Below are 25769 nucleotides of genomic sequence, written 5' to 3'. Positions count from 1 at the left end.
GCATGAGTCTCATCGAAGCCCCCCGCACCCCCACCCGTGGCCGCCGCACTGGCGGAGTCAACTGGGAAAAATGGGGATGGATCTACATGCGCGCCTCTGGCGTAGTGCTCATCGTTCTCATCTTCGGCCACCTCTTCGTCAACCTTGTTGCCGGCGAAGGCGTCAAGGCAATTGACTTCGCGTTTGTCGGCGGAAAGCTCTCCGACCCGTTCTGGGCAGTCTGGGATGGCCTCATGCTGTGGCTCGCTTTGATCCACGGCGGTAACGGGATGCGCACGCTCGTCAACGACTACGCAACCAACCCCAAGGTGCGAAAAGTTCTACTGATTGGAATCGCCGCATCCACGGCGATCCTGATCCTTTTGGGAACCCTGGTGATTACCACCTTCGATCCCTGCCCCGCCGGAGCTGACCCAGCTCTGTTAGCCAGCATCTGTGAGGGACGCTAATTGTCTACGATTAATACTGGCGATATCGCCGACGGAACCATCATCGATGGAGTCCATTACCACCAATTCGACATTGTGATCGTTGGCGCCGGCGGCGCTGGCATGCGTGCCGCTATTGAAGCCGGCCCGCACGCCAAGACTGCGGTCATCTCCAAGCTCTACCCCACGCGTTCGCACACCGGTGCAGCGCAGGGTGGCATGGCAGCGGCCCTTGCCAATGTTGAAGAAGACAACTGGGAATGGCACACCTACGACACCGTCAAGGGTGGCGACTACCTCGTTGACCAAGACGCAGCCGAAATCCTCGCCAAAGAGGCAATCGACGCCGTGGTCGACCTTGAAAATATGGGTCTTCCGTTCAACCGCACCGCCGACGGCAAGATTGATCAGCGTCGCTTCGGTGGTCACACTCGCGAGCACGGCAAGGCCCCTGTACGCCGTGCCTGCTACGCCGCTGACCGCACTGGTCACATGATTCTTCAGACTCTGTACCAAAACTGCGTCAAACTCGGCATCAACTTCTTCAACGAGTTCTACGTACTCGACCTCATCATGACCGAGGTCGACGGCGTTGAAGAGCCCGCTGGCGTCGTTGCCTACGAACTCGCCACCGGTGACCTCCACGTGTTCCAGTCGAAGGCCACCATCTTTGCTACTGGCGGATTCGGCAAGATTTTCAAGACCACATCCAATGCTCACACCCTCACCGGTGACGGCGTCGGGATCATCTGGCGCAAGGGCCTGCCTCTCGAAGACATGGAGTTCTTCCAGTTCCACCCCACCGGGTTGGCTGGTCTCGGCATCCTGCTCTCCGAAGCTGCACGTGGAGAGGGCGCTATCCTGCGCAACTCCGAGGGTGAGCGCTTCATGGAGCGCTACACGCCGACGCTCAAGGACCTCGCTCCGCGTGACATCGTTGCGCGCTCGATGGCCACCGAGATTCGCGAAGGTCGTGGAGCTGGTCCAGACAAGGACTACCTGTTCCTCGACATCACGCACCTCGAGCCCGCCGTCATTGACGAAAAGCTGCCAGACATCACCGAGTTCGCTCGCACCTACCTCGGTGTTGAGCCCTACACCGAGCCCGTTCCTGTGCTGCCGACCGCGCACTACGCCATGGGTGGCATCCCGACCAACGTTCAGGCCGAAGTGCTTCGCAACAACACGGATGTCGTCAAGGGCCTCTACGCCGCCGGCGAGTGTGCATGTGTTTCCGTTCACGGCTCCAACCGTCTGGGCACTAATTCGCTGCTCGACATCAACGTCTTCGGAAAGCGGGCCGGAAAGGCCGCCGTCGAATACGTGAAGACTGCCGAGTTTGTGCCGCTGCCCGAGAATCCTGCCGGCGGCGTTAAGGACATCCTCGACATGGTTCGGGCCGGTGATGGCACCGAGCGTATTGCCACGATCCGTAAAGAGTTGCAGGTCTCGATGGACCGCAACGCCCAGATTTTCCGCACCGATGAGAGCCTCGCTGAGGTCACCACGCTCATCCAGAACCTGCGTGCTCGTTACCGGAACATCCAACTTCACGACAAGGGCAAGCGGTTCAACACCGACCTGCTCGAAGCCGTAGAACTTGGCTTCCTGCTTGACCTCGCCGAAGTGCTCGTATTCTCGGCTCGTTCACGCAAGGAAAGCCGTGGCGGCCACATGCGTGAGGACTATCCCAACCGTGATGACGAGAATTTCCTCGTGCACACGATGGCGTACCTCACGGGCGACCCAGAATCAGAAGAGGCGGGTGACCACATCCGACTTGATTGGAAGCCAGTAGTGATCACCAACTACCCGCCGATGGAGAGAAAGTACTAATGAGCACTGCCGTCGCTGACAAAAAGCCTGCCGCACCACAGGCCATTCCTACCCTGAACATAACGCTGCGCGTCCGTCGATTTGACCCGGAAATTGACGACGAGCCGCGCTGGGAAGACTTTGCTTTGGAGGTCCTCGCGACCGACAGGATTTTGGACGCTCTGCACAAGATCAAGTGGGAGATGGATGGCTCGCTGACGTTCCGTCGCTCGTGCGCTCACGGGGTATGTGGTTCTGATGCAATGCGCATCAACAGCCGCAATCGCCTGGCGTGCAAGACGCTGATCAAAGATCTCGACATCTCGAAGCCGATCACCGTTGAAGCCATCAAGGGTCTCCCGCTGGAGAAAGACTTGATCGTCGACATGGAGCCGTTCTTTGACTCCTTCAAGGAGGTCAACCCCTTCTTGATGGCTGGCCCTGTCAAGGGTGGCAAAGAGCGCAAGCAGAGCCCGGTGGAGCGCGCACGTTTCGATGACACCACTAAGTGCATCCTGTGTGCTGCGTGCACGTCGAGCTGCCCCGTGTTCTGGACTGATGGACAGTACTTCGGTCCTGCCGCCATCGTGAATGCCCACCGCTTTATTTTCGACTCTCGCGATGAGGGTTCGCAGGTTCGCCTCGACATCCTCAACGACAAAGAGGGCGTGTGGCGTTGCCGCACTACCTTCAACTGCACCGACGCCTGCCCCCGCGGCATCCAAGTCACTCAGGCGATTGCTGAAGTGAAGCAGGCCATCATCAAGGGACGACCCTAGCGGCGTTCCCTGTACGACTTGAGATCGGCCCTGTTGCTACCGCGGTAGCCACAGGGCCGATGTCGCTTAACGTGCGTCACCCACGGTGCACGACTAGGCAGAAGCCTCAGGAGGCTCACTATAGAGACTGGGTTGAGCCCGAACTATGACGCCATTCCTGAAACTGTTTTGGGGAACTGAAAAGCAGTCTCTAATTCAGCAAGTGGATGGTGATGCCCTGGTTGGCTCCGCTCGAAAGGCTCAGGGGCTTGATGAGGTCATTGATGAGACCATCGAGACTCCCAAGAATGCCACCCAGCAGTCCTCCCCCACCGACAATTCCCGCAAGGTAATTGCGGTCAACAGTTTGCACGAGGTCGAGCGACGCAAGCCCTCCAGGAACCCCGGTGACTGTGAGAACGAACGTCCCGTTGCTTGAAACCGTCGTGGTCGCATAGACAATGCCTGCCCCCTGCAACGAGAGATGTGCTCCCGGGGTCGCGGTTCCTGCAAGGTTCAGGTCGATGTCGGCGCCGACCACCCCGCCGGGTGCCGTGTGCCCTTCCGGCGCTGCTCCCCCGCTAATACTGCCGACAACAGAGTCGACGAGAATGCCAATCGCATTGCCAACACCGCCAACGACTCCCCCGAGACCTTCGGTCGAATTTGCGCTATCCCCGGTTCCAGCCTCCATCGACGGCACAGTCGGAATGACAAGGTTTCCGGGAGCTGAACGACCGGCGCCTAGATCGTCATTCACCGGCGAAATTGACGCGCTAACTTCGCCCTGAGTGTCGGACGACTGCGTAGTCGGTGCTGCAATCGAAGGAGTATCATCGCGAGGTCCCATCACAACGAGAGAGCCGGTGAGGGCAACGGCAGCGGCAAGTGAACCGGCAAGAGCTACCGGCAGCGCTCCGACGGTTGCCCCACTCGCGGCCGTCCCCGCTGTGACACCAGCAAAGTGGGTTCCACCGAGCACCGCTGCCGGCATTGCTGGCGCGGCTGCCGCTGTGAGAGAGACTGCCCCGGACTGCGCGAACGCACTTAAGAAACCACCACCGGCAACGCCACCGAGCAGCAACGGAATCATGACGAGTGCGAGGCGTGACCCAACCTCGTCAATTTCCTCACAGACAATCGCACAGCGCGCGCAGGACTCGAGATGAGAATTCACTCGACGCGAATCCCGCTCGCTCAGACTCTGACGGGCATGCTCACCAAATTTGGACATCGCCCACTGGCATTCACCGGATGCCGAAGCATCGTTGATGTGAGCCTGCAACCACGCCTTGCGAAGACCCTCACGTGCGCGATACGACAGCGCTGCGACGCCATTGGCGCTCATGCCAAGAATGGGTGCAACCTCGTGAGGGTCCATCCCTTCTACCTCGGTGTACCACAGCACTGATTGCCAACGCTCGGGGAGTCCACGAAATGCCTGCGCGGTGAGCGTGCGGTCGAGCGCGAGAGTAACGGGGTCATCGATAGTGCTTGGGTCTTCATAGTCGGCGATCTCATCCACTTGCACTTCACGTGAAGCTGCCCCCCCATGTTGAGGCGAGATTGCGGATGGTCGTATACAAGTAGGGGCGAAAGGCTCCCCGGGGGCCGCCGCCCGCCAGCACACGCTGGTAAATACGCGCGAACGCCTCAGACACGAGATCGTCCGCGTCTATCGACGTGTACTGACGAGCGACACAGATACCCGAGCGGTAGTGGCGACTCCACAGCTCGGCGAAAGCGTTTTGTACCCCCGTACGTGCTTGCGCCAGCAGCTGTTCGTCCGAAGTGGTTAATTTCAGAGCCACGATTCCGCTCATCCCCCTGATCCATTTTTGGGCCTCTCTGTTTCCCTGCGGAACGAAGGCGGTGGAGATTTTTGCCTTCATATTTAGAGAGACGGAGAAACTCCTGTTTTATGACGCAGACTATCCAGATTGGTGAAAAATCTGTGCCCCCATTTGGGGGCTACAGGTCATTCTGGCCCTAACGTTTCCCCCACTTAGCAATGCTCACGTTACCTGTTCACGTTCAGACCCGGCGCGTAATCTAGACCACATGACGACACTTACAGCGCTGTATATCAACACGACACTCAAGCGTTCCCCCGAGCTGAGCCACACAGACGGGCTCATCGAGCGGAGCCGCCGAGTCATGGAAAATTCGGGTGTTTCGACGGAAGTTATTCGCGCGGTCGACCACAAAATTGCCCCCGGCGTGTACCCCGATATGCGCGATCATGGATGGGATGTTGATGCTTGGCCCGAGCTCTGGCCGCGCGTGGAGAGAGCAAATATTCTCATTCTGGCTGGACCAATTTGGCTTGGCGACCAGTCATCAGAGTCGCGAAAAATCATCGAAAGGCTCTACGCCCACAGCGGCGAGACCAACGACAAAGGCCAGTATGTGTTCTACGGCAAAGTCGGCGGGGCGCTAGTCACCGGAAACGAAGACGGCGTCAAGCACATCTCCTCCAACATTCTGTACAGCCTTCAGCACATCGGCTACACAATTCCGCCGCAGGCTGACGCTGGGTGGATCGGCGAGGTCGGACCAGGACCCAGTTACCTCGATGAGGGATCTGGCGGTCCAGAGAACGACTTCACTAACCGCAACACCACATTCATGGCGCACAACCTCATCCACTTAGCCACGATGTTGAACGCCAACGGCGGAATTCCGGCCGAAGGAAACGTGCCCGCTGAGTGGAAAGACGGCAAGCGGTTCGGTTTTGACGCGAACCCTGAGTACCGCTAGCTAGCGTTCGCAGCGGCTTCGCGAGCGGTTGGCCCCGTCGTCGCGTTGATCGCTGCTTCTGCTCGCACCTTGGCCTGCTCAAGCGTTACCGTTTTGAGCTCGGCACGCACGTCGGCGAGCGCCGCAGGGGTCATAGAAAGACTGGTCACTCCAAGACCGACAAGCACGACGGCGAGCTGCGGATCTGCTGCGGCTTCACCACACACACCGACCGGCTTACCGGCGGCGGCACCAGCAGCACCGATCATCTTCACGAGACGAAGCACTGCAGGATGCCATGGGTCCTGGAATTTGGCCAGGGTGCCAAGCATTCGGTCTGCTGCCAGCGTGTACTGGGTGAGGTCGTTAGAGCCGATCGAGACGAAGTCACTGCGTTCGGCGATCTGATCGGCGAGCACGGCGAGCGACGGCACCTCCGCCATCACACCGACGGTGTTGAGGCCGAGTTCGCGGCCCAGGGAGACAAAGTATTCGGTCTCTTCGGCATCCGACACCATCGGGGCCATAACCCAGAGGTCGGCGTCGGTAGCATTCTGAGCGTTGACGAGTGCCGTGAGTTGGTCGCGCAGGATGTTCTCGTTAACGCGCAGAGAGCGCAGTCCGCGCTGCCCGAGGGCGGGGTTTGCTTCTTCGCCCATGTCCATGAAGCTGAGCGGCTTGTCTGCGCCAGCATCGAGCGCACGCACGACAACCTTTTTGCCGGGAAAGTGCTTCAGCATCTCTGTGTACTCTGCGGTCTGCTCTTCGACGGTCGGTGCGCTCGTGGCATCGAGGAACATCAGTTCGGTGCGGAACAGTCCGACACCTTCAGCGCCGAGCTCAACGGCTTGAGCAGCCTCGGACGGTGTACCGAGGTTTGCGAGAAGAGGCACCATGGTGCCGTCGGCGAGCTCACCGTCCGTAATGGGGGCGCTAGCTGCGGCGGCGAGCTCAGCAATGCGGGCTTCAGCGGCGGACTGCTGGTCAGCGGTCGGTTCCGTCGTGATGGTACCGGTACCGGCATCCACGATCACCAGAGTGTCGTCAGCAAGATCGAGAGCTTCAGCAACGCCCATAATCGCGGGGATAGCTTTAGAGCGCGCAAGGATCGCAGTGTGGCTGGTTGGGCCACCCTGACGCGTAACGAGGGCGAGAACCTTGTCGAGTTCAAGAAGAGCAGTGTCTGCTGGGGCAAGGTCGTCGGCAACGAGCACAAAAGGCTCATCGCGCTGAGGAACACCGGGGGCTTCGACACCACGGAGGCGGGCAACAACGCGCTGGCTGACATCACTGAGGTCGGTTGCGCGCTCAGCCATCATGCCGCCGAGAGAAATCAACATCTCGCGAAACTGGCCGAACGCTTCAAAGACAGCACGTTCAGCGGTCTTGCCACCATCGATGATGTCGTTGACGCTATCGAGAATGGAGGGGTCTTCAGCCATAAGCGCTGTTGCCGTGAGCACTTCGTTTGCCTCGGCATCCGCCTTTTCGGCGCGCGCACGAAGATCTGCTGCCACAAACGTCAACGCTGAGGCCGCGGATTCTTTCTCTGCTGCGGCATCGCCAGAGTGGCGTGCATCTTTCGGTTCAGGAAGCGGGTCGGGCATACGCACGACTTTCCCGATGGCGACCGATCGTCCAACTCCAACACCCTGAAGCTCCATATGATCTGACCTCTCCTCTGAGTTACGCACAGACAGCCTAGCTATTCTTGAGGGATGCAGCTTGCGCAACGACTGAAACCAGCCATTGAGTGGGTACTGGCCCTCCGCCCGGTGCGAGTTTTCTTGCACTACACCGAGAAGCTCGGCCCGCTATTGTCTTTCGGGCTCTCATACCAGGCAATCTTCGCTGTCTTCGCTGCTCTCTGGGTGGGGTTTGCGGTCGCCGGCTTTATTGTGCAGGGCGATCCAAGACTGCTCAATGCGGTCTATAACTTCATTTCTACGAACATTCCGGGCCTCATCGGTGACGGAAGCGGCAACGGTGCAATCACCCGAGAGACCCTTGCTGACACTCAAATACTGGGTATCACTGGAGCGATCGCCGCTGGAGGTTTAGCCTTCACCGCTCTGGGCTGGATCGCATCGGGTCGCAGCGCGATCCGCACAATGTTCGGGCTTGAGAGCTCACAAACAAATTTCTTGCTTCTGAAATTGAAGGATGCCGGGCTCGCGATCGGCTTTGGGCTTGCGATTGTGGCCTCCGCAGCAGCGTCAATCGCCAGCTCGGCTGCGCTGAACTGGCTACTCGGGCTTCTCTCGATCAACGAAAATTCGTTTGCCTCACGAACGGGGGCGCAAATCATTGCCCTTGTCATTGTTCTCGTTCTCGATACGGCAACTCTCGGAATCTTCTACCGTGTGATCTCGGGAATCAAGATTCCTTTCCGGATGCTCGCTCAGGGAACGATCATCGCGGCGCTCGCGCTCGGCGCCCTCAAGTTCGGAGGAGGCTTCCTTCTCGAGGGAGCAACTCGCAACCCACTTCTCGCATCTTTCGCGGTAATCATCGGTCTGCTGATCTGGTTCAACTTGATTTGTCAGATCATCCTGATCGGGTCTGCGTGGATTGCCGTCGGTGCCGACGATGCCGAGCTTGACCTCAGCGGTGAAAAGCGCGACGAGGATGCTCCGCGGGCGGTTACCGCGACTAAGGCGACCGATGACGCTCAAGCGAAGAAGGCCGAACGGCAGGCTAATCGCGAGGCTAAGAACACCCCAGAGGATCGCAGCGATAGTGATCGAGCGAGTGAAGTGAAGTTCAAGCGCACTTTCACACGGATGATGAAACGCAACAAGCGCAAGTGACGCGAATCGCTCGCGGGCGCGAGCAGCACACGGTCAGTGCGCGTCGGTAGTCTTGAGGCATGGCAACACGTCTTCGCATCGCATCCGTCAACGTCAATGGTGTTCGCGCCGCCTACCGCAAGGGCATGGGCGACTGGCTAGATGCCCGTGACATCGACATTCTGGCGCTGCAAGAGGTTCGCGCTGCCGACTCCGACATCGAAGGGCTGCTCGGCGATGGCTGGAACATCCTGCACGACGCCGCGACCGCCAAGGGGCGCGCGGGAGTCGCGCTGGCCTCACGCAAGGGTTCTGCGGCATCCGCCCCTCTTGCTCACCGCGTAGCGCTCGGCGCCGACGACTTCGACAGCGCTGGCCGCTGGCTCGAAGCTGACTTCGACGTCAACGGTAAGACCGTCACCGTCGTCAGCACCTACGTTCACTCGGGCGTTGTCGATACCCCGAAGCAGGTCGAGAAGTACAAGTTCTTAGAGGCCATGCTCGTGCGCCTGCCCGAGCTTGCCGCCCACAGCGACCACGCCCTCATCGTCGGCGACCTCAATGTTGGTCACCGCGAGCTCGACATCAAGAACTGGCGCGGCAACCGCAAGAAGGCTGGCTTCCTGCTCGAAGAGCGTGCCTACTTCGACCGCATCTTTGGTGCCGCTGGCGAAACCATCGAATGCGTTGATGGCACGACCGCGCCCGGCCTCGGTTGGGTGGATGTCGGCCGCCAGTTCGCCGGTGAAGTTGACGGCCCCTACACTTGGTGGTCGCAGCGCGGCCAAGCTTTCGACACCGACACCGGTTGGCGTATCGACTACCACGTCGCCACCCCCGCGCTTGCAGCCACCGTTGCGGATTACCGCATCGACAAGGCCGGCGCCTGGGATGAGCGCTGGAGCGATCACGCTCCCGTCGTTGTTGACTATTCCATCTGAAAGAATTAGCCCATGAGCACCACACCTCGCCTGTTTTCAGGCATGCAGCCGTCTGCCGATTCGCTCCACGTGGGCAACTACATTGGCGCGCTCATGCAGTGGCGCGAGATGCAGCAGAACTACGACGCGGTCTTCTGCGTTGTCGACATGCACGCCATCACCGTTCCGCAGGAGCCCGAGCTGCTGCGCGCCCAAACTCGTCGCACCGCCGCGCAGTACATTGCCGGTGGCATCGACCCCGAGCACTCGGTGCTCTTCGTTCAGTCGCAGGTTCCGGCGCACGCCGAGCTTGCCTGGGTGCTGAACACCATCACCGGCTTCGGTGAGGCTTCGCGCATGACCCAGTTCAAAGACAAGTCAGCAAAGCAGGGATCGGATGCCGCCTCCGTTGGCCTCTTCACCTACCCCGTGCTCATGGCCGCCGACATCCTGCTCTACGACACCGCCATTGTGCCGGTGGGCGAAGATCAGCGTCAGCACATCGAGCTCACGCGTGACCTCGCCACCCGCTTCAATTCGCGGTTCGGCGACACCTTCGTGATGCCCGAGCCTCAGATTCAGAAGGCCACGGCCAAGATTTACGACCTGCAGAACCCCGAGTCGAAGATGAGCAAATCGGCGACGACGGATGCTGGCGTGCTGTGGTTACTCGACGAGCCCTCCAAGACGGCCAAGAAAATCAAATCTGCCGTGACGGATGCGGACCGCGAGATTCGGTTCGACCGCGGGGCAAAGCCGGGCGTCTCGAATCTGCTCACTCTGCACTCCACGTTTAGCGGCACATCCATTGCCGACCTCGAAGCGCAGTTCGAGGGCAAGGGTTATGGCGACCTCAAGAAGGAAGTTGCCGAGGTTGTGACAGCTGAATTCGCCCCCGTGCGCGAGCGCACCCTTGAGCTACTGAATGACCCTGCCGAGCTCGACCGCATGCTCAGCAAAAACGCTGAACGTGCTAACGAAATGGCCCAAAAGACGCTTGACCGCGTCTACGACAGAATCGGCTTCCTGCCGCGGGTGCGCTAATGCAAACTTTTACTCTCACGAGCGAACGCCTCACTCTCGACGCCCTCACCGGTGAAGATGCTGAGCTGATGACCGCCTACTGCCAAGACCCAATCTTTGAGCACACGCTCACGATCCCCTGGCCCTACGTGAAGTCGGATGCCGAATTCTTCATCAACAACCTGGTGGCACAGTGGTGGGAAGATGACGACGAATACACTTGGGCGATCCGCGAAACCGGCAAGCCTGAACTGCTCGGCGTCATCAGCTTTCGCCTCTACAACGACACCATCGGCTACTGGATGGGCGAACCGCACCGCGGCCAAGGCTTCATGAAAGAAGCTGTCGCTGAGGTCTGCCGCTGGGTCTTCTCGACCGGCCGCCCTGAAGTGCGCTGGGAAGCCCTCGTCGGCAACAAAGCCTCCGCTGCCATCGCAAAGAGCCTCGGCTTCATCTACACCGGCATCGAACCTGCCTCGAGCGAATACCGTGGCGGAACACACCCACCGTCGTGGTGGGCAACCCTCACCGCACCGGATGAGAACCCCACGTATGAGGTCGAATCCGGCCAGCCGTGGCCGGTCTAGCTCTGACTTCGGTCGCTGTATGAGCATCACCGTCGCCCTCTTTGACCTTGACGACACCCTGTTTGCCCACCGGGCATCCGTCGATCTCGGCATTCGTAACCACCGTCGCTCACTCGGCGCTGCGTTCGCTGCGGGGCCGACCAGCGACGGCAGCGTCGTGTGGCCTGACGACGCGGCTGAGAGTGTGCGCTGGACCGCGCTCGAAGAACACCACTACCACCGCTACCTCGGCGGCGAACTGACCTTCGAAGGGCAACGGCAAGCTCGCGCCCGCGGCTTCGTCGAGCCCTACGGCGTGACCCTCACCGATGCCGAATCCAGCCTCTGGTTCGACACCTACTTCGAGGCGTACCGCGCAGCGTGGCACCTGCACGATGATGCTCTGGCCTGCCTCGACGCACTCGAGGCCCGCTCCCCCGCTACCCGCCTCGGCATCATCACCAACGGTGAACTCGACTTTCAAACGCGCAAAGTAGAGACGGTCGACATAGCCCACCGCATCGAACACCTCGTCGCCAGCGGCGAATTCGGGCACACCAAACCTGACCCGCGCATCTTTCACCACGCCTGCGGACTCTTCAACGTCGAACCCGCCAGCGCCGTCTACATCGGCGACCGGCTAGCCACGGATGCGCTGGGAGCCGCGAACGCCGGACTCACCGGAGTGTGGCTCGACCGCGAGCGCAGCGCAACCACCGACCAGCTCGACGAAGCTCGGGCGGGCGGCGTCAGCGTCATCCACTCGCTTGATGAGTTGGCCGGGCTGCTCGACTGACGTTGCGTCGTCACATTTCGTGGGAATACTTTCTGCCCAGCCGCGTTGAGTAGACTAAGCAAAGCAAAACGTGCTCCGGGGCTCGGTGAGAATCCGAACCGGCGGTTATAGTCCGCGACCCGCGCCGAAGTGAGAACTTCGAAACGGTTGACCTGGTGAAACTCCGGGACCGACGGTAATGAAGTCGCAAGATTTCTCAGTCCGGATAAGAGGAAGCACGAGCCGAACCATCTGTGGTGCCCGAAATTTGGGAGCCCAGAATGGGTCGGCGGGTTTTTCGAACCCACTTTCCCGGAGCGCGTCCAACGAGACGAGAGCCCGGATGAGCACACCAGAGCAGCAGGCACAGCTGGAGAAGCTGATGCGCCATGCGCTGTCGTTGGCGAGCCACGGGCCGATCACCGGCGGCAACCCCCAAGTCGGTTGTGTTCTTGTCGATGCTGCCGGCGAGATCGTGGCCGAAGGCTGGCACCGCGGTGCTGGCACTCCCCACGCCGAAGTGGATGCTCTCGCCAAGCTGAGCGCTTCTACACGCAACGGCAACGCTGCGGGCCTCACCGCCATCGTCACTCTCGAGCCCTGCAACCACCACGGCCGCACCGGTCCCTGCGCTCAAGCCCTCCTCGATGCTGGCGTGAGCCGCGTTGTGTATGCGGTGTCAGATCCTGGGCCGCATTCCGCTGGCGGTGCCGAACGGATCCGCAACGGTGGCGTCGAAGTGATCGCCGGTGTCGCCCAGGCCGAGGCCGAAGAGTTTCTGCACTCGTGGCTGACTGCTGCGCGGCTGCAGCGTCCGCATGTGACCGTGAAGTGGGCATCCACCCTCGACGGCCGTGCTGCGGCCGCCGACGGCACGAGCCAGTGGATCACCGGCACCGCCGCCCGCCAGCACGTGCACGAGCAACGGGCGCGCGCCGATGCAATCGTCGTGGGTACGGGCACAGTACTCGCCGATGACCCGAGCCTGACCGCGCGGGGCGACGCCGGCGAACTGCTCGAGTCGCAACCGCAGCCGGTGGTACTCGGTCGGCGCGAGATTCCGGCGGATGCACAGCTGCGCCAGCACCCCGCAAAACTGCGTCAATTTGACGGGCGCGACCTCAACGCCGGACTGAGCGAACTGTTTGAGGCGGGCATCCGTCGTGTCTTCGTTGAAGGTGGCCCGACTGTCGCGAGCGCTTTCATCGCTGCGGGGCTTGCGGATGAACTGCTCATCTACCTGGCCCCGAAACTGTTGGGCGGCCCCAAGGTGGCGCTCGGCGAGCTCGGGGTATCGACCATGGCTGAGGCGAAAGACCTCAGCATCACTGAACTTCGCCCGCTGGGCAATGACGTGCTGATTGTCGCCCGCCCGGCGGCAGAGACAGGAGCGTAACCATGTTTACCGGAATCATTGAGGAGCTCGGCGATGTCGTCGAATTTGCGGCGACCGATGATGGTGCGCGTCTGACAGTTCGCGCTCCGAATGCGGTGTCGGATGCCGGCCACGGTGACTCGATCAGCGTTAGCGGCGTGTGCCTCACCGTTGTCGATAAGGGCCCCGACTGGTTCACGGCTGACGTCATGGGCGTCACCCTCGACATGAGCACGCTTGGCTCGCTCGCTGCCGGCGCCCGCGTGAATATCGAGCGCGCCTTGCAGGTCGGCGATCGCCTCGGCGGCCACATCGTGCAGGGCCACATCGACGGAACGAGCACGGTACTGAGCGTCACCGATGAGGGTAGCTGGAGCATCCTGCGCTTCAGCCTTACCGAAGAGCTGGCCCCGCTGGTTGCCCGCAAGGGTTCGATCGCGGTGCACGGCGTCTCGCTCACGGTGAGTGCTGTGGGGCGCGACTGGTTTGAGGTCTCGCTGATTCCCGAAACTCTCACCGCAACAACGTTGGGAGCGCTCGCTGTGGGCGACTCCGTCAACATCGAAACAGACATCCTGGCGCGCCATGTGGCCCGGATGGCGGAGTTCACCGACGCTGATCAGCGTCACGAAAGGAGCGGGTCATGAGCCTCGCCACCATCCCCCAGGCCATTGAAGCGATCCGCGCTGGTCGCCCCGTCATCGTTGCTGACGATGAGGGCCGCGAGAACGAGGGCGATGTCATCATCTCCGCCGAGCTCGCCAGCCAAGAATGGATTGCTTGGATGGTCCGCCACTCCTCGGGCTTCATTTGCGCCCCGATGACCAACGAGATCGCTGACGCACTCGCGCTGCCACCGATGGTGTCGGTGAACGAAGACCCCCGCGGCACTGCCTATACCGTCTCCGTGGATGCCGCGAACCGTCTCAGCACCGGCATCAGTGCCTCTGACCGGGCTCACACCCTGCGAGTGCTGGCCGATCCGCTCTCGATGCCATCAAGCCTGCACCGCCCCGGCCACATCCTGCCGCTGCGCGCGGTCGATGGTGGCGTGCGTGAGCGCGACGGCCACACCGAAGCATCCGTCGACCTCATGAAGCTCGCCGGGTTGCGCCCCGTTGCGGCGATCTCGGAGATTGTGCTCGACTCAGGCGAGATGATGCGCCTGCCCGAGCTGATCGAATTCGGCGCCCGTGAGAATGTGCTCGTCATCACGATCCTAGAGCTCATGCGGTGGCTCGAAGAGAACCGTTGCGACACCATCCCGGCACCGATCGAACCGATCCCGGAGATGAGTCGCGTGCAGTTCGAAGTCGAGACGACGATCCCGACCGTGCATGGCTCCTTCACCGTTCGCGCCTACCGCGATAACTCGACGGGCGCCGACCACGTGGCTTTTATCGCGCCAGGAACACTCGAGCACACGGGCGATGGCCCCACTCTCGTGCGCGTGCACTCCGAGTGCCTCACGGGTGAAGCGTTCGGTTCGCTCAAGTGCGAGTGTGGCCCTCAACTCGATTCTGCGCTCGAGACTATCCAGCGTGATGGTGGCGCTGTGATCTACCTGCGCGGCCACGAAGGTCGCGGTATCGGACTCATCAACAAGCTGCGCGCCTACCGCCTGCAAGAAGATGGGCTCGACACTCTCGACGCGAACCTGGCCCTAGGCCTACCTGCTGATTCTCGCGATTATGGGGCCGCTGTCGGAATCCTCAAGGATCTCGGAATTTCGACGGTCAGCCTGCTCAGCAACAACCCCGAGAAGAAGCGTCAGCTCGAAGAGCGCGGCGTGATTGTCGGCGATCTCGTGCCGCTCGTTGTGGGCGTTGGCGCCAGCAACGAGGGTTACCTCGAAACGAAGCGTGACCGCATGGGTCACCAACTCCCCTCCACCGCCGTGCTCAATGAAGCACGACTCACCACGAAAGGCCTCTCATGAGTGGCGCAGGATCCCCCGAAATTGTTACCGACGCAACCGGCCTCAAGGTCACGATCATCGCCGGGCGGTGGCATGAGGTCATCACCAATGGGCTGCTTGCCGGCGCCCACCGCGCCCTCGCCGCAGCGAATGCCGAGGTGACCGAAGTGCGGGTTCCCGGCAGCTTCGAGCTGCCCGTCGCGAGCAAGGCAGCCCTGGATGCTGGGGCGGATGCCGTCGTTGCGCTCGGCGTCATCATCCGTGGTGGAACACCCCACTTTGAATACGTGTCGGATGCCGCCACCAGCGGTCTCACGCAAGTATCGATCCTGACCGGCAAGCCGGTGGGCTTTGGCGTGCTCACGCTCGACGACGAACAGCAGGGCCTCGATCGTGCTGGGCTAGAAGGCTCGAAAGAGGACAAGGGCGAAGAAGCCGCCAACGCCGCTATCGCGACCGCGGTGCTATTGAGGCAGCTTCGCGGGGAGTAACTGTCCGGGCCGGTCGGTTCCCCGCCCCTCACGCTTGCAACCCACTGAAATTGATGAAAGCTTTAGTACTCGATGGCTCGGTAGTCCGGGCGTACCTGCCGGATGCCTAGTTCTGCCGCAAAGTGCTAAGGGGATTCTTTGAAGAAGAGCGAGGCGTGGGGAATCAGTGGAATCGCAACTGGTGCGGTGTTCGTACTGGTCGCTGGCCTCCTCACGATTCAAGCGTCGGGGCTTGCGGCCGGCGCGCAGTATGCGCTCAACAATTCCCTTGCTTCGATTATTACTCCACGCGTTCCTTACCTAATGATGGGCGCCCTCGCGGTGCTGAGCGCCGCGGTTGTCTTTTCCCTTACCGTGGCCATGCGAAACCGTTCCGCTGTCTCGCGGATGGCATTCACGAGCGGTTTTAGCGCCGCGACACTGCTCCTCATCATTGCGTCTTTCGCCTTCGCTGCCACCGGCATGACGCCGGAAACCCCAATGATTGGCGTAGCGCCGGGATGGCAAGGCTGGCTGAATCGCGGAGGGAGCAGCTCCGCCGTTCATCTAGTACTTCTTCTGTCTGTTGGCTTGCTATGGCTGCACTCCAAAAGCCCCAAGCCCACACATCGTGACGCAACAGCGTCAATGCCGAGGCCCATTAACATCCCGCTGAGAAGTGCAGCCTGGGGCATCTACGGGATGCTGCTCGGAGTGGTGTTCGTCTTCATCATCGGCTTGCTCAGCGCTCAGGTTGTAGCCCGAAAGCTGGGCGCAATTCTCGATCTCAACAATATGGTGACGGCAGTTTCCTCATCCACCGTCCCATTCCTGCCGATGATTGCGATCGCTGTGCTGAGCACCATTGTGACGTTCTTACTGACCGTGGCGGCGAAAAACAGGCTCAGACGATTCCGGGTGGCATTAGTGGTGGGGTTTAGCTCCGCGACAATACTGCTGCTTTCTGTTTCGTTCCTACTTGGTCCGTTGAGGGGACCGAAGGTTGGCGCGTCGGTAGGGATCGAACCAGGGTGGGTCGGCTGGTTGGCGGAGGGCAGCATTAATTCCGCTGTGCCCGTGGTCTTGCTTATCGCGGTTGGATCGCTGTGGCTGTATTCGAGCTCCGCGAAGACCACTCCCGACCACTAGCCGCTTCACAGGGCTAAGGCTGAGCCGCACGTCCTCCGAAAGCTTCGCAACCGGGGATGACCCGGAAGCCAGACGCTAGGATCGACGCATGAAGGATCGCTCGTGACCGAACCAGTACAGCCGCCTCCTCGCCGCTTTCCGCGCCGCGTCTACGGCGTCGGCACTGAGCCGGATGCCCGCTTCAGCCTGGCAAACGAGCGCACGTTCTTGGCGTGGATCCGTACCGCCCTCGCGCTAATCGCTGCGGGTGTCGCGCTGGAGGCATTCGTGTTGCCGATCGCTCCCGGGTTCCGGCTCGGGGCATCCGTGCTGCTGATTCTGTTGGGCGTACTTGCCCCGATGCAGGCCTGGTTCGGCTGGATGAAGGCCGAGCAGTCGCTGCGCCTCGGGCGCCCACTTCCCTCCCCTAACCTTGCTGGCCCGATCGGCGGCGGCGTTGTCGTGGCCGGACTGCTGCTCGCGATCGGTATTCTCCTCCAGTGACGCGCGCCTTCGACCGCCCCTTCGATGCCGGCCTGCAAGCGGAACGCACCGCCCTCGCTTGGCAGCGCACCGTACTGTCGTTTGCCATTGCCGCGCTGGTCTCCGCGCGACTCCTTCTCAATACCGTCAGCATCGGCAGCTACGCCGTGGCAGCGCTCGGACTCATCATGACCGCCGTGCTGTTCTGGGTCGGGCATCGTAGATACCGCGCCGTGCATACGACGTTGGTTCAGGCATCCACCGACCGTGTTCGCCTCGCGAGTGCTGCGCCGCTCTTTCTCTGGGCGCTAGCCGTGTTCGTGCTCGCCGTCGTCGGTGCGGTGTTCGCCGCGCTCGGGATCGTCGCGACGCTAGAGCCTTAGCCACGTCGGCGCTCGGCGCGAGCAGCCGTGCCTCCCGCCAGCGACCTCTGTTCACCACCCAACGGCGTAGCAACATCCGCACAGATACACCGGATGTTGTACGCAGCGCCCAGACAGAAGGCTTAGTGTTTTAGAGGCTGATTGCTGATGCCGATGTCGCTGAACACTCGCGGCACCTTCGCCCTACATTTTTGGGACAACGAGAAACTTCATGAGCTCGACTTCACACACCTCTGCACCTCGCCGCGGACGTTCTGGATCACGCGACAACCCCGACGACGGCCCCCGCGCCAAGTTCAGCGAACTGTTCCCGTACCTGCTGGAGCACCGCAAAGTTCTGATCTTCGTGATCATCCTCAGCATCCTTGGCGCCGGCGCTTCGCTTGCCCAACCGCTGCTCGTCAGCCAGGTCATCACGATCGTTGAGGCCGGCAAATCGCTCGGGACTCTCGTGTGGCTGCTCATCGGCCTCGTGGTCATCTCGGGCCTCATCAGCGGCTACCAGCACTACCTTCTGCAGCGCACCGGCGAAGGTGTCGTGCTCTCGAGCCGTCGTCGCCTCGTGAGCCGGATGCTCAACCTCCCCATCTCAGAATTTGACCGTCGCCGCACCGGTGACCTCGTCTCCCGCGTGGGCAGCGACACGACTCTGCTGCGCGCGGTGCTGACACAAGGACTCGTCGAAGCCATCGGTGGCTCTATTACCTTCATCGGCGCGCTCATCGCGATGCTCATCATCGACCCCGTGCTGCTCGGCCTCACGGTGCTCGTGATCGCCATCGCCGTGGTCACCGTCACGACGCTCTCGAAGCGCATCCGTGTGGCCAGCCAGCGCGCTCAGCGCAAGGTCGGCGATCTGGCCGCAGCCGTGGAACGTGCGATCTCCGCCGTGCGTACGCTGCGCGCATCCAACGCCACCGAGCGTGAAATTGAGGCCGTGAACGAAGACGCTCTCGGTGCCTGGAAGATGGGCATCAGCGTCGCCAAGATCTCGGCACTCGTTGTTCCGATTGCCGGAATCGCCCTGCAGGTATCGTTCCTCGTCGTGCTCGGCGTCGGTGGCTACCGCGTTGCCAGTGGCGCCATCGAGATCGCTGACCTTGTCGCGTTCATCCTCTTCCTGTTCCTCATGATCATGCCGCTCGGGCAAGCCTTCGGCGCGGTCACTGCGGTCAATCAGGCACTCGGTGCGCTCGGCCGCATCCAAGAAATCATCAAACTGCCCAGCGAGCTCGAATCTGACACTGACGTGGTTGCTGTCGCCAGCATCGAATCGGATGCCGCCATCACGTTCGACAACGTCGAATTCTCGTACCCCCGCGATTCGGTGCTCGTTCAAGCCGAAACGGAACTGGCCTCGCTCAAGCACGGCGGCACCGAAGCTGCCGCCGACGAGATCGACCTCACGGTTCTGCGCGGAGTCAGCTTCGCTGTGAAGCGCGGCGAACGCACCGCTATCGTGGGCCCCTCGGGCGCCGGCAAGAGCACCATCCTCGCCCTCGTCGAGCGCTTCTATGATCCAACGGGCGGTGTTGTTCGCCTCGGTGGCGACGACCTCCGCGGCCTCAACCGTGAAGAGCTGCGCGCGCAGATCGGCTACGTCGAGCAAGATGCGCCCGTGCTCGCCGGCACCATCCGCCAAAATCTTCTCATCGGTGCGCCCAACGCGACCGACGAAGAATGCGTCAACGTCATCGCGGCGGTGAACCTCACCGGTGTGCTCGAACGCAACCCTGCTGGTTTGGATGCCGCTGTCGGCGAAGACGGCGTGATGCTTTCCGGTGGTGAGCGTCAGCGTCTCGCGATCGCCCGCACGCTGCTCGCGGCTCCCCCGATTCTGCTGCTCGACGAGTCGACCTCCAGCTTGGACGGCCTCAACGAGCAAATGCTCCGCGAAGCCATTGACGCTGTTGCCGAGAACCGCACGCTCATCGTGATCGCGCACCGCCTCTCGACCGTCGTCGACTCCGACCAGATCGTCGTGCTCGACAAGGGCAAGGTCGTGGGCGTCGGAACCCACTCCGAGCTCGTGAAGTCGACCCCGCTCTACAAGGACCTCGCTAAGCACCAGCTGCTCGTTTAGCGGTTCGCGGGTGCGCTGCTTCGGCGGTGCACCCGCCCGCTAGCACGCGGCCCGCTCAGCTGTGGAGGCACGCGGCGGCTGCTGCGCGCTGCTGTCGCGGCGCTACTGCCGCGGCTACTCGACCGCGAGCGCGAACATCGCGACCGCGGCGGTCGCCGCAACGTTGAGCGAGTCGATGCCGTGACGCATCGGAATCTGCACGATCGTGTCAGCGGCAGCGATAGCCTCGCAGGTGAGACCGTGGCCCTCGGTGCCGAGCACGAGCGCAACCTTCGCGGGAGCATCCGCCGCATAGTCACGCAGCGACACCGCACCGTCTTCGAGCGCTAACGCCGCAATCTGAAATCCGGATGCCGTGAGCAGCGTACGAATGTCAGTCCAGTTGCCGATGCGGGTCCACGGCACCTGCAGCACGGTCCCCATTGAGACACGGATTGCGCGCCGGTAGAACGGGTCGGAGCACTGCTCGGTGACGAGCACCGCATCCGCCCCGATGCCGGCGACCGAGCGGAAGATCGCGCCGACGTTGGTGGGATCAACGACGTTTTCGAGAATGACGATGCGGCGAGCATCCGTCAGCAAAGCCTCGGGAGTCGGCAGGGGCGGGCGATGCATCGACGCGATCACTCCGCGGTGCAGCACGTAGCCTGTCAGTTCGGCGAGCAGCGATCCACCGCCCGTGAAGACCGGTACGTCGTCGCCGACAAGCTCAACGATCTCTTCTACGGAAGTGTCGAGGGCAAGCACTGAGCGCACGCGATGGCCAGAGCGGAGCGCCCGCTGCAACACGAGCGACGACTCAGCGAGGTAGAGGCCGTGTTCAGTTCCTCTCGCCTTGCGCAGAGCAACGTCGGTCTGGTGCGAATAGTCAGCAAGCCGCGGATCGCTGAGCTCGGTGACGGCAATAATCGGCACTCTAGATGACCCGAGCGGTGCGAATGAGAATAACGGTGCTGCCATCGGCACGCTGACCACTGGCCGCTTCATAGCCGGGCCCGGTAAGGGAATCGACACCTTCGTAGAGCACCAAATTGTCGAGCCTGAGCGCATCCGCTTCCGACGCCCACGAGAGTGCTGGAGACACCCGATAGTCACCATTGAGTAGTGGATCCACCTCGCCAGCGCTCAAGACAACGGTTGCGGAAAGCAGCCCGGTGCCATCCACCCGCTCATACTCGGCGGCGTCAATCGTTGCCGTCGACGGCAGATCGATTCCCGAGAACGAGGAAATCTGTTCAATAGTGAGGTCGCTGCATGGTCCGGCTGAGGCATCGCACATCCCTGCGCGGTCAGGCCAGATTGCGGTAAGAACCGCAGCGCCGCCGGCGACCGAGAGTCCGATGAGAAGCCCAAGACCGATGAGAACAGCAAGTAACCGCAGCCCCAAATTCTTGCTCGGAGGCAGCACCTCCGATTCGGCGATGAAGCCAGGAAGGGTCAGCTCTTCGGCGTCACTCATCATCGGACACAAGCGTGATGCCCGCCTCACTCATCGTCTCAAGAGCAGCAGCGCTCGACTCCGGCGCAACTCCCGCAATCAGATCAGTGAGCACTCGGACCTCACGGCCCGTGGCTGCGGCATCCAGCGCTGAGGCGAGCACGCAATAGTCAGTCGCAATTCCCGCAACATCAATTCTGTCGATTTCTAGGCGATCGAGCAGGGCAGGCACAGGCTCACCGTCGTCCGTAACGCCCTCGAAGATTGAGTACGCAGGCACGCCCTGCCCCTTGCGCACATGAACAGTAATCTGCCCGGTGTTGATCGCCGGATGATACTCGGCACCGGTAGTGCCAGCGACACAGTGAACAGGCCAGGTGTCGACGAAGTTGGGTTCGGCGTCGGTCGCAAAATGGCCACCGTTGTCATTATTCGCATCGTGCCAGTCGCGGGAAGCAACCACCACGGCGTAGTGCTGCGCATGTGCCCACAGATACGTGGTGATATCGGCCGCGACGGCAGCACCACCCGCAACGCCGAGGGCCCCGCCCTCAGTGAAGTCGTTTTGAACGTCAATAATGAACAGTGCGGCAACCACACTTCAAGTCTAGGTTGCTCTCGCTAGTAGTTGGAGAGATTGTTTCCACACGCGTAAACCCCGGCGACGAGATTGTCGAGCGCAGTGCGAGCGTCGCTCGAGATGCCCTCGCCGATCGCATAAAACGCGAACGCCAACTCAGTGCCGTCTGCAGCATTCACGACACCGCCGAGCGAATGTTCTTGATTAGTCCAACCTGACTTCGCTACAACCTGACCGGATGCCGCAGCAGAATCCCCCACAAAGCGGTTGTACAGGTCACCGCTCTCACCGCCAACCGGCAGCATCGCGAAGACGGCGGCAATCGCCCCATTCCCCGAGGCGCCCTCAGACATGAACTGCGTGACAAATACCGGCGGTACCTGATTCTTGGGGCTGAGACCCGAGCCGTCGGCGATGGTGATCGTCGAGGTGTCTTCGAGTCCAGCATCTGTCAGAGCGCTAGAGAGCGCCTGGGTGAGGGAGGATGCCGACCCGTTGAGATTGAGCTTCTTGGAGACAAGTCGTGCCAAAGACTCTGCGAGGGAGTCATCGCCGCTGAGCAGCATTTGTTCCACAAGAATGCTCACCGGCTGCGATTTCACTTCAGCAAGAACAGTGCTGCCAACGGCGGCACCCTTGGTGAAGGAGACAGCGGGAAGTCCGGCGGCCTGCGCGAACGCTTCGCCGGCAGACTGTACGGGGTCAGTGCCGCGCGGACTGATCGCAATTGTGGGATCGGCCCGATCGCCATTCACCATGAGAGCGGTCACCGCGGAATGATATCCGCCTGTGCGCTCCCGCTCCGGCCAGTCTGCGTTCCACGCGTCGCTGGAGTTCCACAGCGTGGAATCGAGCACGATCTGCGTGATGGGTGTCGCCGGGTGAAGCTCGTCATAACGTGTCATAGCCTGCGAGGCCAGATCGGAAATTTGAGGGGCATCGCGGTAGAACGACGCGTTCGTCGTCGCGAGTGTCGGATCTCCGCCACCCACCAAAACAATGGTTCCCGGTGTCGAGCCGTCGATCACTTTCGTACTGATCCGAGTGTCAGGGCCGAGTGCTTGCAGGGCGGCAGCGCCCGTAAATGCGGTCACAATGTGCGCGGGGATTGCCGCTTCTTTTCCTGAGCGACTCCACAGCGCCTCACCCGTTGCGGCATCCGTAACTATGCCAACCAGGCTGGGAAAAGTTGCTACTGTCGCAAAGTTTTCTACTGAACAAGTGCGCACCGTAGTTCCCGCGGGTGTAACATCCGGTTGGCTCCGCTGCTCAGCAGTGACTTCGTCTGGGGTGACATCATCTGCCGAGTTGGCGGAGCCAACCGAAATTCCGGCGAATACTGCTCCAACTCCAAGCAGTACAAAAACTAGTGCCGCGACCGTCACCGTGAATGCGGTGGGGTGTTTGGCGAACAACGCCCGGATTCCTCCTGGCGCCTTCGGCTCACTGCTAGCTGATTCAGTCACCCGGTTATAGTACCCGGATGCCCGAATCAGCTTGTGCGAGTGGGCCTAGCACCACGTCCATCGTGCTGCGGCGCGGGTGAAGCTGTATGGTTCATCGATTCCACCGTGCGTCATAGCGAAAGCGATACAAGCGCCTGCGGTGCTGGCACCCGGGCGGTAAAGCGATGCCCGGTGCGAGCTGGATGCCCACCACTTGGATGCCACCGTCGCTCCGCTGTTTCCTGAACCTCCTGCGAGGTTTCCGTCACAACCGCGCGAAGGAACACCATCGGCACGTGTGCTTCCCATGTGACCCCAAGCGTCGAGCGGGTTCGAGCTTGGCGACTCCGCCATCCAGAAGAGACGCTCTTCCATGCAGGAGTCGTAGCGGAACTTCGACAGCGCGATTGGCTGCAAGCAGTTAGCGACGCGGATCGAGTTATAGGTGTAGGCGAAGGATGCAAGGTCGCCCGATGTAGTGCCGGGTACACCCTGCGATGAGCTGCGGCTTGGTGCACCAGGTACGCCACCACCAACGTTACCGGGACAAGACTGGCCGGCTGCGGCATACACTGCACGAATTTGAGCGATGGATGCGCTGCCTCCGATTGCCGCTGCAACGACGATTGGCTTCGGCTTGGGCACTGCCTTCTGCGCGAGGTGCTCAGAGTCGACGGTGAGCGCTTTGGCTTCTGATTTAAGCTCTGCCGCCAATGATGCTTCAGTGACACGTTCAACGCTGGCGATCGCAATCGCGGTCGTCGATTGTTCGATCGGACCAGTTGCGGTCGATGCGAACAACGGTGAGCGTGCTGCCGCGTTTGCGGTTGCGCTGTCAGTGAGACCCGGTCCGCCTCCCCCGACGAATGGAACTACCCCAACAAGTACGACAGTAAATGCCGCCGTTAACCACGGAACTCTCCCCATGAAAATCGTCCCCCAGACGAATGATTGGACGCAGTTCCCCCTGCGTCCTAGGCCCAAAACTAGGCGTGAAGTTCCCGATTTGCAAGGAAAAAACCCCGGAAACATGCGGAAATACCCGTTAATGGGGGGTCTGGGTGACGCTTCTATCCTCCCTTTGGGGGACAGGTCCGTGGCCCAAATTCAGCATGAGGAGCTTGACTGCGAGTTGACCCAAATCGGGCCGAGTCCACGACTTTGCTCGAGCGTGAAGAGCGGGCTTTCGCTATTTAGGTCGCCTTAGTTGAGCGTCCACAACCGCATCGTGAACTTTGCGGATCATGATTCAGACGGCCCGTCTGCACGCAAGTGTCGCCAGAGTTCCCGCTGAGCCATGAGGGCCAATTCTCGCAACAGCGGCTCATTCAGGTCGCCGTCGTGGCTCCGGGCTCGTGTGTCTATGACGCAGAGAGCCCCAATCCGGACGCCGGAGGGCGCCTCTATCGGAAATCCTGCATAGAAGCGGATCTGGGGGCCGGAAGTTACCAGCGGATTATCGCGAAAACGCGCATCCGCAAGCGTGTCAGGGATGACGAAGATGTCGCCGAACTGGATAGTGGTTTCGCAGAGCGAAACGTTGCGTGGCACTTCCCCCAGCTCAGGGCCGGATTGGGCAAGATTCCATTGAGAGTCTGGGCCGAGGACGGTAATGAGAGCCGTTTGGGCCTGAAACGCGCTTTTCGCTAGCGTGGCAATGCGATTAAGGCTGAGAGTGAGGTCATTGTCGTGAGGAGCAGCGGAGAGAAGGTCGACAGCGAGCTGGCGAGCACTTTCCTCCCCCGAAATCGGAGTGCCGGTATCACGGGTGTCGCGCGGAGCACCACCAAGATGGTCGACGATCTCGGGGGCGAGCTGTGATGCCCAACGCGCGTACTCCTGCCCTGTCCGATATCGGTCGTCATTTAGGGGAGAATCCTGAGCGGAAGGAGGCTGCAGCGGCAGGTACACGGCACGTGGTTCGAGCGATGTCAGATCCACAGTCGCCTGGTTGAGAAGGCGCGCATGAGCATCAGCTATCGCGCTAACCCTGGCGCTAAAGAGGGGGATGGACTCGATGGGCTGAATGCCCACAACAAAAAGTGGCGAATCCATCGGGAAACTGGCCACAAATCCATCCATCATTTCGCGTATCCGGCTTCTCCACTGCCTCGGCGGCGTAAGAGTCAGAGCGTCGTTGACCCCGACCGTGACAATCACAGCGTCGTAGCGATGGGAGGGAACGGATGTTATCGCGTCGAGAGCGCTGGCAGCATCCATGCTCGGATCGGCGATGACATCTACCGTGAAGCCGAAACCGGTCAGATTCGATAAGGCCCGGGCGAGGGCACCGGGCAGGGCGAGTTCGTGACTGGTGACCCCCCAACCAACTGCTGGTCCAGATCCCACCAGGAGCAACCTCTGGCTGTTCGCGCCCCGTGCGTGCCCGCTGGGATGGTCAGTGGGGCTCGGAAGATCCCGAGCACGTCTCTCTCCGGCTGCGACGCCCGCGCGCAGAACGAATGAGGAAAGCCAGCTTCGTACGGCGCTCCTTGGCGACGTGGTAGCAACCGGCGCAACCGTCCTGTCGCGATCCAAGACTTCGATAGCAGCCTCAGCGGCGCCGGTACACGCAACGGATTTAGCAGTGGGGACGTTCTTGCGCATGACAAATAAAGTTTCAGTTCAATAACCCGGCCAACCTTTGTGAGGT

At 61.3% G+C, this 25769-nt stretch carries 26 protein-coding genes and 1 riboswitch; of the genes, 17 read left to right on the top strand and 9 right to left on the bottom strand.

The window, feature by feature from the left end; translation table 11 throughout:
* Positions 1 to 2: 2 nt before the first annotated feature.
* The 3 genes from AC1ENN_RS02990 to AC1ENN_RS02980 are packed head-to-tail and all read left to right on the top strand — an operon-like array spanning position 3 to position 3022.
* Positions 3 to 449, top strand: a complete 447-nt coding sequence (locus AC1ENN_RS02990; RefSeq protein WP_449648294.1) for a succinate dehydrogenase hydrophobic membrane anchor subunit — start codon at positions 3 to 5, stop codon at positions 447 to 449.
* Positions 450 to 2264, top strand: coding sequence for a succinate dehydrogenase flavoprotein subunit (gene sdhA, locus AC1ENN_RS02985; protein ID WP_449648295.1), 1815 nt, complete (start codon positions 450 to 452; stop codon positions 2262 to 2264).
* Positions 2264 to 3022 carry a succinate dehydrogenase iron-sulfur subunit gene (locus AC1ENN_RS02980; RefSeq protein WP_449648296.1) on the top strand — a complete coding sequence of 253 codons (759 nt, stop codon included), beginning with the start codon at positions 2264 to 2266 and terminating at the stop codon, positions 3020 to 3022. The genes sdhA and AC1ENN_RS02980 overlap by 1 nt, the downstream gene beginning before the upstream one ends.
* 190 nt (positions 3023 to 3212) lie before the next feature.
* Here AC1ENN_RS02980 and AC1ENN_RS02975 read toward each other — a convergent pair whose 3' ends face one another.
* Together AC1ENN_RS02975 and AC1ENN_RS02970 are read right to left on the bottom strand one after the other, a co-directional pair.
* Positions 3213 to 4526 carry a zf-HC2 domain-containing protein gene (locus tag AC1ENN_RS02975; RefSeq protein ID WP_480406634.1) on the bottom strand — a complete coding sequence of 438 codons (1314 nt, stop codon included), beginning with the start codon at positions 4524 to 4526 and terminating at the stop codon, positions 3213 to 3215.
* Positions 4527 to 4533: 7 nt separating this feature from the next.
* Positions 4534 to 4893, bottom strand: coding sequence for an RNA polymerase sigma factor (locus tag AC1ENN_RS02970; RefSeq protein ID WP_480406633.1), 360 nt, complete (start codon positions 4891 to 4893; stop codon positions 4534 to 4536).
* 169 nt (positions 4894 to 5062) lie between these two features.
* On the opposite strand from AC1ENN_RS02970, the gene AC1ENN_RS02965 reads away from it, so the two are divergent.
* A complete protein-coding gene (locus AC1ENN_RS02965; protein WP_449648298.1) occupies positions 5063 to 5761 on the top strand; it encodes a flavodoxin family protein in 699 nt (232 codons plus the stop codon).
* On the opposite strand, the gene ptsP is transcribed toward AC1ENN_RS02965, so the two are convergent.
* On the bottom strand, positions 5758 to 7404 hold the full coding sequence (gene ptsP, locus AC1ENN_RS02960) for a phosphoenolpyruvate--protein phosphotransferase (protein WP_449648509.1): 1647 nt from the start codon (positions 7402 to 7404) through the stop codon (positions 5758 to 5760). The two genes, AC1ENN_RS02965 and ptsP, sit on opposite strands and share 4 nt — an antisense overlap.
* Before the next feature lie 54 nt (positions 7405 to 7458).
* Between ptsP and AC1ENN_RS02955 the strand changes: the two genes are divergently transcribed.
* The 13 genes from AC1ENN_RS02955 (at position 7459) to AC1ENN_RS02895 (ending at position 19653) form a co-directional block, all read left to right on the top strand.
* Complete coding sequence (locus tag AC1ENN_RS02955) at positions 7459 to 8550, top strand: YihY/virulence factor BrkB family protein (protein WP_480406632.1); 1092 nt, start codon at positions 7459 to 7461, stop codon at positions 8548 to 8550.
* A 59-nt stretch (positions 8551 to 8609) separates the two neighbouring features.
* Positions 8610 to 9470, top strand: coding sequence for an exodeoxyribonuclease III (locus AC1ENN_RS02950; RefSeq protein WP_480406631.1), 861 nt, complete (start codon positions 8610 to 8612; stop codon positions 9468 to 9470).
* A gap of 12 nt (positions 9471 to 9482) precedes the next feature.
* The gene (gene trpS, locus AC1ENN_RS02945) at positions 9483 to 10493 is read left to right on the top strand and encodes a tryptophan--tRNA ligase (protein WP_449648301.1); all 1011 of its coding nucleotides are present in this window, start codon (positions 9483 to 9485) and stop codon (positions 10491 to 10493) included.
* Positions 10493 to 11059 carry a GNAT family N-acetyltransferase gene (locus AC1ENN_RS02940; protein ID WP_449648302.1) on the top strand — a complete coding sequence of 189 codons (567 nt, stop codon included), beginning with the start codon at positions 10493 to 10495 and terminating at the stop codon, positions 11057 to 11059. The genes trpS and AC1ENN_RS02940 overlap by 1 nt, the downstream gene beginning before the upstream one ends.
* A gap of 19 nt (positions 11060 to 11078) precedes the next feature.
* Positions 11079 to 11834 (top strand): HAD family hydrolase, encoded by a 756-nt coding sequence (locus AC1ENN_RS02935; protein ID WP_449648303.1) that lies wholly within the window; start codon positions 11079 to 11081, stop codon positions 11832 to 11834.
* 67 nt (positions 11835 to 11901) lie between these two features.
* A riboswitch (FMN riboswitch) is annotated at positions 11902 to 12056 on the top strand.
* Between the two features lie 100 nt (positions 12057 to 12156).
* Entirely contained in the window at positions 12157 to 13209 is a 1053-nt protein-coding gene (gene ribD, locus AC1ENN_RS02930; RefSeq protein ID WP_449648304.1) for a bifunctional diaminohydroxyphosphoribosylaminopyrimidine deaminase/5-amino-6-(5-phosphoribosylamino)uracil reductase RibD, read from the top strand.
* A 2-nt stretch (positions 13210 to 13211) separates the two neighbouring features.
* A complete protein-coding gene (locus AC1ENN_RS02925) occupies positions 13212 to 13835 on the top strand; it encodes a riboflavin synthase (RefSeq protein ID WP_449648305.1) in 624 nt (207 codons plus the stop codon).
* Positions 13832 to 15127, top strand: a complete 1296-nt coding sequence (gene ribB / locus AC1ENN_RS02920) for a 3,4-dihydroxy-2-butanone-4-phosphate synthase (protein ID WP_449648306.1) — start codon at positions 13832 to 13834, stop codon at positions 15125 to 15127. Before AC1ENN_RS02925 ends, ribB begins: the two co-directional genes overlap by 4 nt.
* Positions 15124 to 15597, top strand: coding sequence for a 6,7-dimethyl-8-ribityllumazine synthase (ribH, locus tag AC1ENN_RS02915; RefSeq protein WP_449648307.1), 474 nt, complete (start codon positions 15124 to 15126; stop codon positions 15595 to 15597). The genes ribB and ribH overlap by 4 nt, the downstream gene beginning before the upstream one ends.
* Before the next feature lie 138 nt (positions 15598 to 15735).
* Entirely contained in the window at positions 15736 to 16725 is a 990-nt protein-coding gene (locus AC1ENN_RS02910; RefSeq protein ID WP_449648308.1) for a hypothetical protein, read from the top strand.
* Positions 16726 to 16827: 102 nt separating this feature from the next.
* Positions 16828 to 17208, top strand: coding sequence for a YidH family protein (locus AC1ENN_RS02905; RefSeq protein WP_197107834.1), 381 nt, complete (start codon positions 16828 to 16830; stop codon positions 17206 to 17208).
* Entirely contained in the window at positions 17205 to 17570 is a 366-nt protein-coding gene (locus tag AC1ENN_RS02900) for a DUF202 domain-containing protein (RefSeq protein WP_197157434.1), read from the top strand. Before AC1ENN_RS02905 ends, AC1ENN_RS02900 begins: the two co-directional genes overlap by 4 nt.
* A gap of 211 nt (positions 17571 to 17781) precedes the next feature.
* Entirely contained in the window at positions 17782 to 19653 is a 1872-nt protein-coding gene (locus AC1ENN_RS02895) for an ABC transporter ATP-binding protein (RefSeq protein WP_480406630.1), read from the top strand.
* A gap of 114 nt (positions 19654 to 19767) precedes the next feature.
* On the opposite strand, the gene AC1ENN_RS02890 is transcribed toward AC1ENN_RS02895, so the two are convergent.
* From AC1ENN_RS02890 to AC1ENN_RS02865, 6 genes are all read right to left on the bottom strand, one after another.
* Entirely contained in the window at positions 19768 to 20568 is an 801-nt protein-coding gene (locus tag AC1ENN_RS02890) for a TrmH family RNA methyltransferase (RefSeq protein ID WP_449648312.1), read from the bottom strand.
* 1 nt (position 20569) lies between these two features.
* Positions 20570 to 21112: a hypothetical protein gene (locus AC1ENN_RS02885; RefSeq protein ID WP_449648313.1), complete on the bottom strand. Its 543-nt coding sequence runs from the start codon at positions 21110 to 21112 to the stop codon at positions 20570 to 20572.
* Positions 21105 to 21689, bottom strand: a complete 585-nt coding sequence (locus AC1ENN_RS02880) for an isochorismatase family protein (RefSeq protein ID WP_449648314.1) — start codon at positions 21687 to 21689, stop codon at positions 21105 to 21107. The genes AC1ENN_RS02885 and AC1ENN_RS02880 overlap by 8 nt, the downstream gene beginning before the upstream one ends.
* A gap of 23 nt (positions 21690 to 21712) precedes the next feature.
* A complete protein-coding gene (locus AC1ENN_RS02875) occupies positions 21713 to 23137 on the bottom strand; it encodes a D-alanyl-D-alanine carboxypeptidase/D-alanyl-D-alanine-endopeptidase (RefSeq protein WP_449648315.1) in 1425 nt (474 codons plus the stop codon).
* A 45-nt stretch (positions 23138 to 23182) separates the two neighbouring features.
* A complete protein-coding gene (locus tag AC1ENN_RS02870; RefSeq protein WP_449648316.1) occupies positions 23183 to 24043 on the bottom strand; it encodes a hypothetical protein in 861 nt (286 codons plus the stop codon).
* Between the two features lie 315 nt (positions 24044 to 24358).
* Positions 24359 to 25465 carry a GAF domain-containing protein gene (locus tag AC1ENN_RS02865; RefSeq protein ID WP_449648317.1) on the bottom strand — a complete coding sequence of 369 codons (1107 nt, stop codon included), beginning with the start codon at positions 25463 to 25465 and terminating at the stop codon, positions 24359 to 24361.
* Positions 25466 to 25769 lie beyond the last annotated feature (304 nt).

This window comes from Rhodoglobus sp. G.S.23 (assembly GCF_056675935.1).
Note: the sequence above shows the minus strand (reverse complement) of the source record. Positions and strands in the feature narration are given on the sequence as shown.

Bases quoted from the DNA above. Each gene is read 5' to 3' on its own strand.
- AC1ENN_RS02965 (WP_449648298.1), top strand. From the start codon at position 5,063: ATGACGACACTTACAGCGCTGTATATCAACACGACACTCAAGCGTTCC.
- ribH (WP_449648307.1), top strand. From the start codon at position 15,124: ATGAGTGGCGCAGGATCCCCCGAAATTGTTACCGACGCAACCGGCCTC.
- AC1ENN_RS02980 (WP_449648296.1), top strand. From the start codon at position 2,264: ATGAGCACTGCCGTCGCTGACAAAAAGCCTGCCGCACCACAGGCCATT.
- AC1ENN_RS02940 (WP_449648302.1), top strand. From the start codon at position 10,493: ATGCAAACTTTTACTCTCACGAGCGAACGCCTCACTCTCGACGCCCTC.
- AC1ENN_RS02990 (WP_449648294.1), top strand. From the start codon at position 3: ATGAGTCTCATCGAAGCCCCCCGCACCCCCACCCGTGGCCGCCGCACT.
- ribD (WP_449648304.1), top strand. From the start codon at position 12,157: ATGAGCACACCAGAGCAGCAGGCACAGCTGGAGAAGCTGATGCGCCAT.
- AC1ENN_RS02950 (WP_480406631.1), top strand. From the start codon at position 8,610: ATGGCAACACGTCTTCGCATCGCATCCGTCAACGTCAATGGTGTTCGC.
- AC1ENN_RS02895 (WP_480406630.1), top strand. From the start codon at position 17,782: ATGAGCTCGACTTCACACACCTCTGCACCTCGCCGCGGACGTTCTGGA.
- trpS (WP_449648301.1), top strand. From the start codon at position 9,483: ATGAGCACCACACCTCGCCTGTTTTCAGGCATGCAGCCGTCTGCCGAT.
- AC1ENN_RS02925 (WP_449648305.1), top strand. From the start codon at position 13,212: ATGTTTACCGGAATCATTGAGGAGCTCGGCGATGTCGTCGAATTTGCG.
- AC1ENN_RS02970 (WP_480406633.1), bottom strand. From the start codon at position 4,893: ATGAAGGCAAAAATCTCCACCGCCTTCGTTCCGCAGGGAAACAGAGAG.
- AC1ENN_RS02935 (WP_449648303.1), top strand. From the start codon at position 11,079: ATGAGCATCACCGTCGCCCTCTTTGACCTTGACGACACCCTGTTTGCC.
- ptsP (WP_449648509.1), bottom strand. From the start codon at position 7,404: ATGGAGCTTCAGGGTGTTGGAGTTGGACGATCGGTCGCCATCGGGAAA.
- AC1ENN_RS02955 (WP_480406632.1), top strand. From the start codon at position 7,459: ATGCAGCTTGCGCAACGACTGAAACCAGCCATTGAGTGGGTACTGGCC.
- AC1ENN_RS02885 (WP_449648313.1), bottom strand. From the start codon at position 21,112: ATGAGTGACGCCGAAGAGCTGACCCTTCCTGGCTTCATCGCCGAATCG.
- ribB (WP_449648306.1), top strand. From the start codon at position 13,832: ATGAGCCTCGCCACCATCCCCCAGGCCATTGAAGCGATCCGCGCTGGT.
- AC1ENN_RS02870 (WP_449648316.1), bottom strand. From the start codon at position 24,043: ATGGGGAGAGTTCCGTGGTTAACGGCGGCATTTACTGTCGTACTTGTT.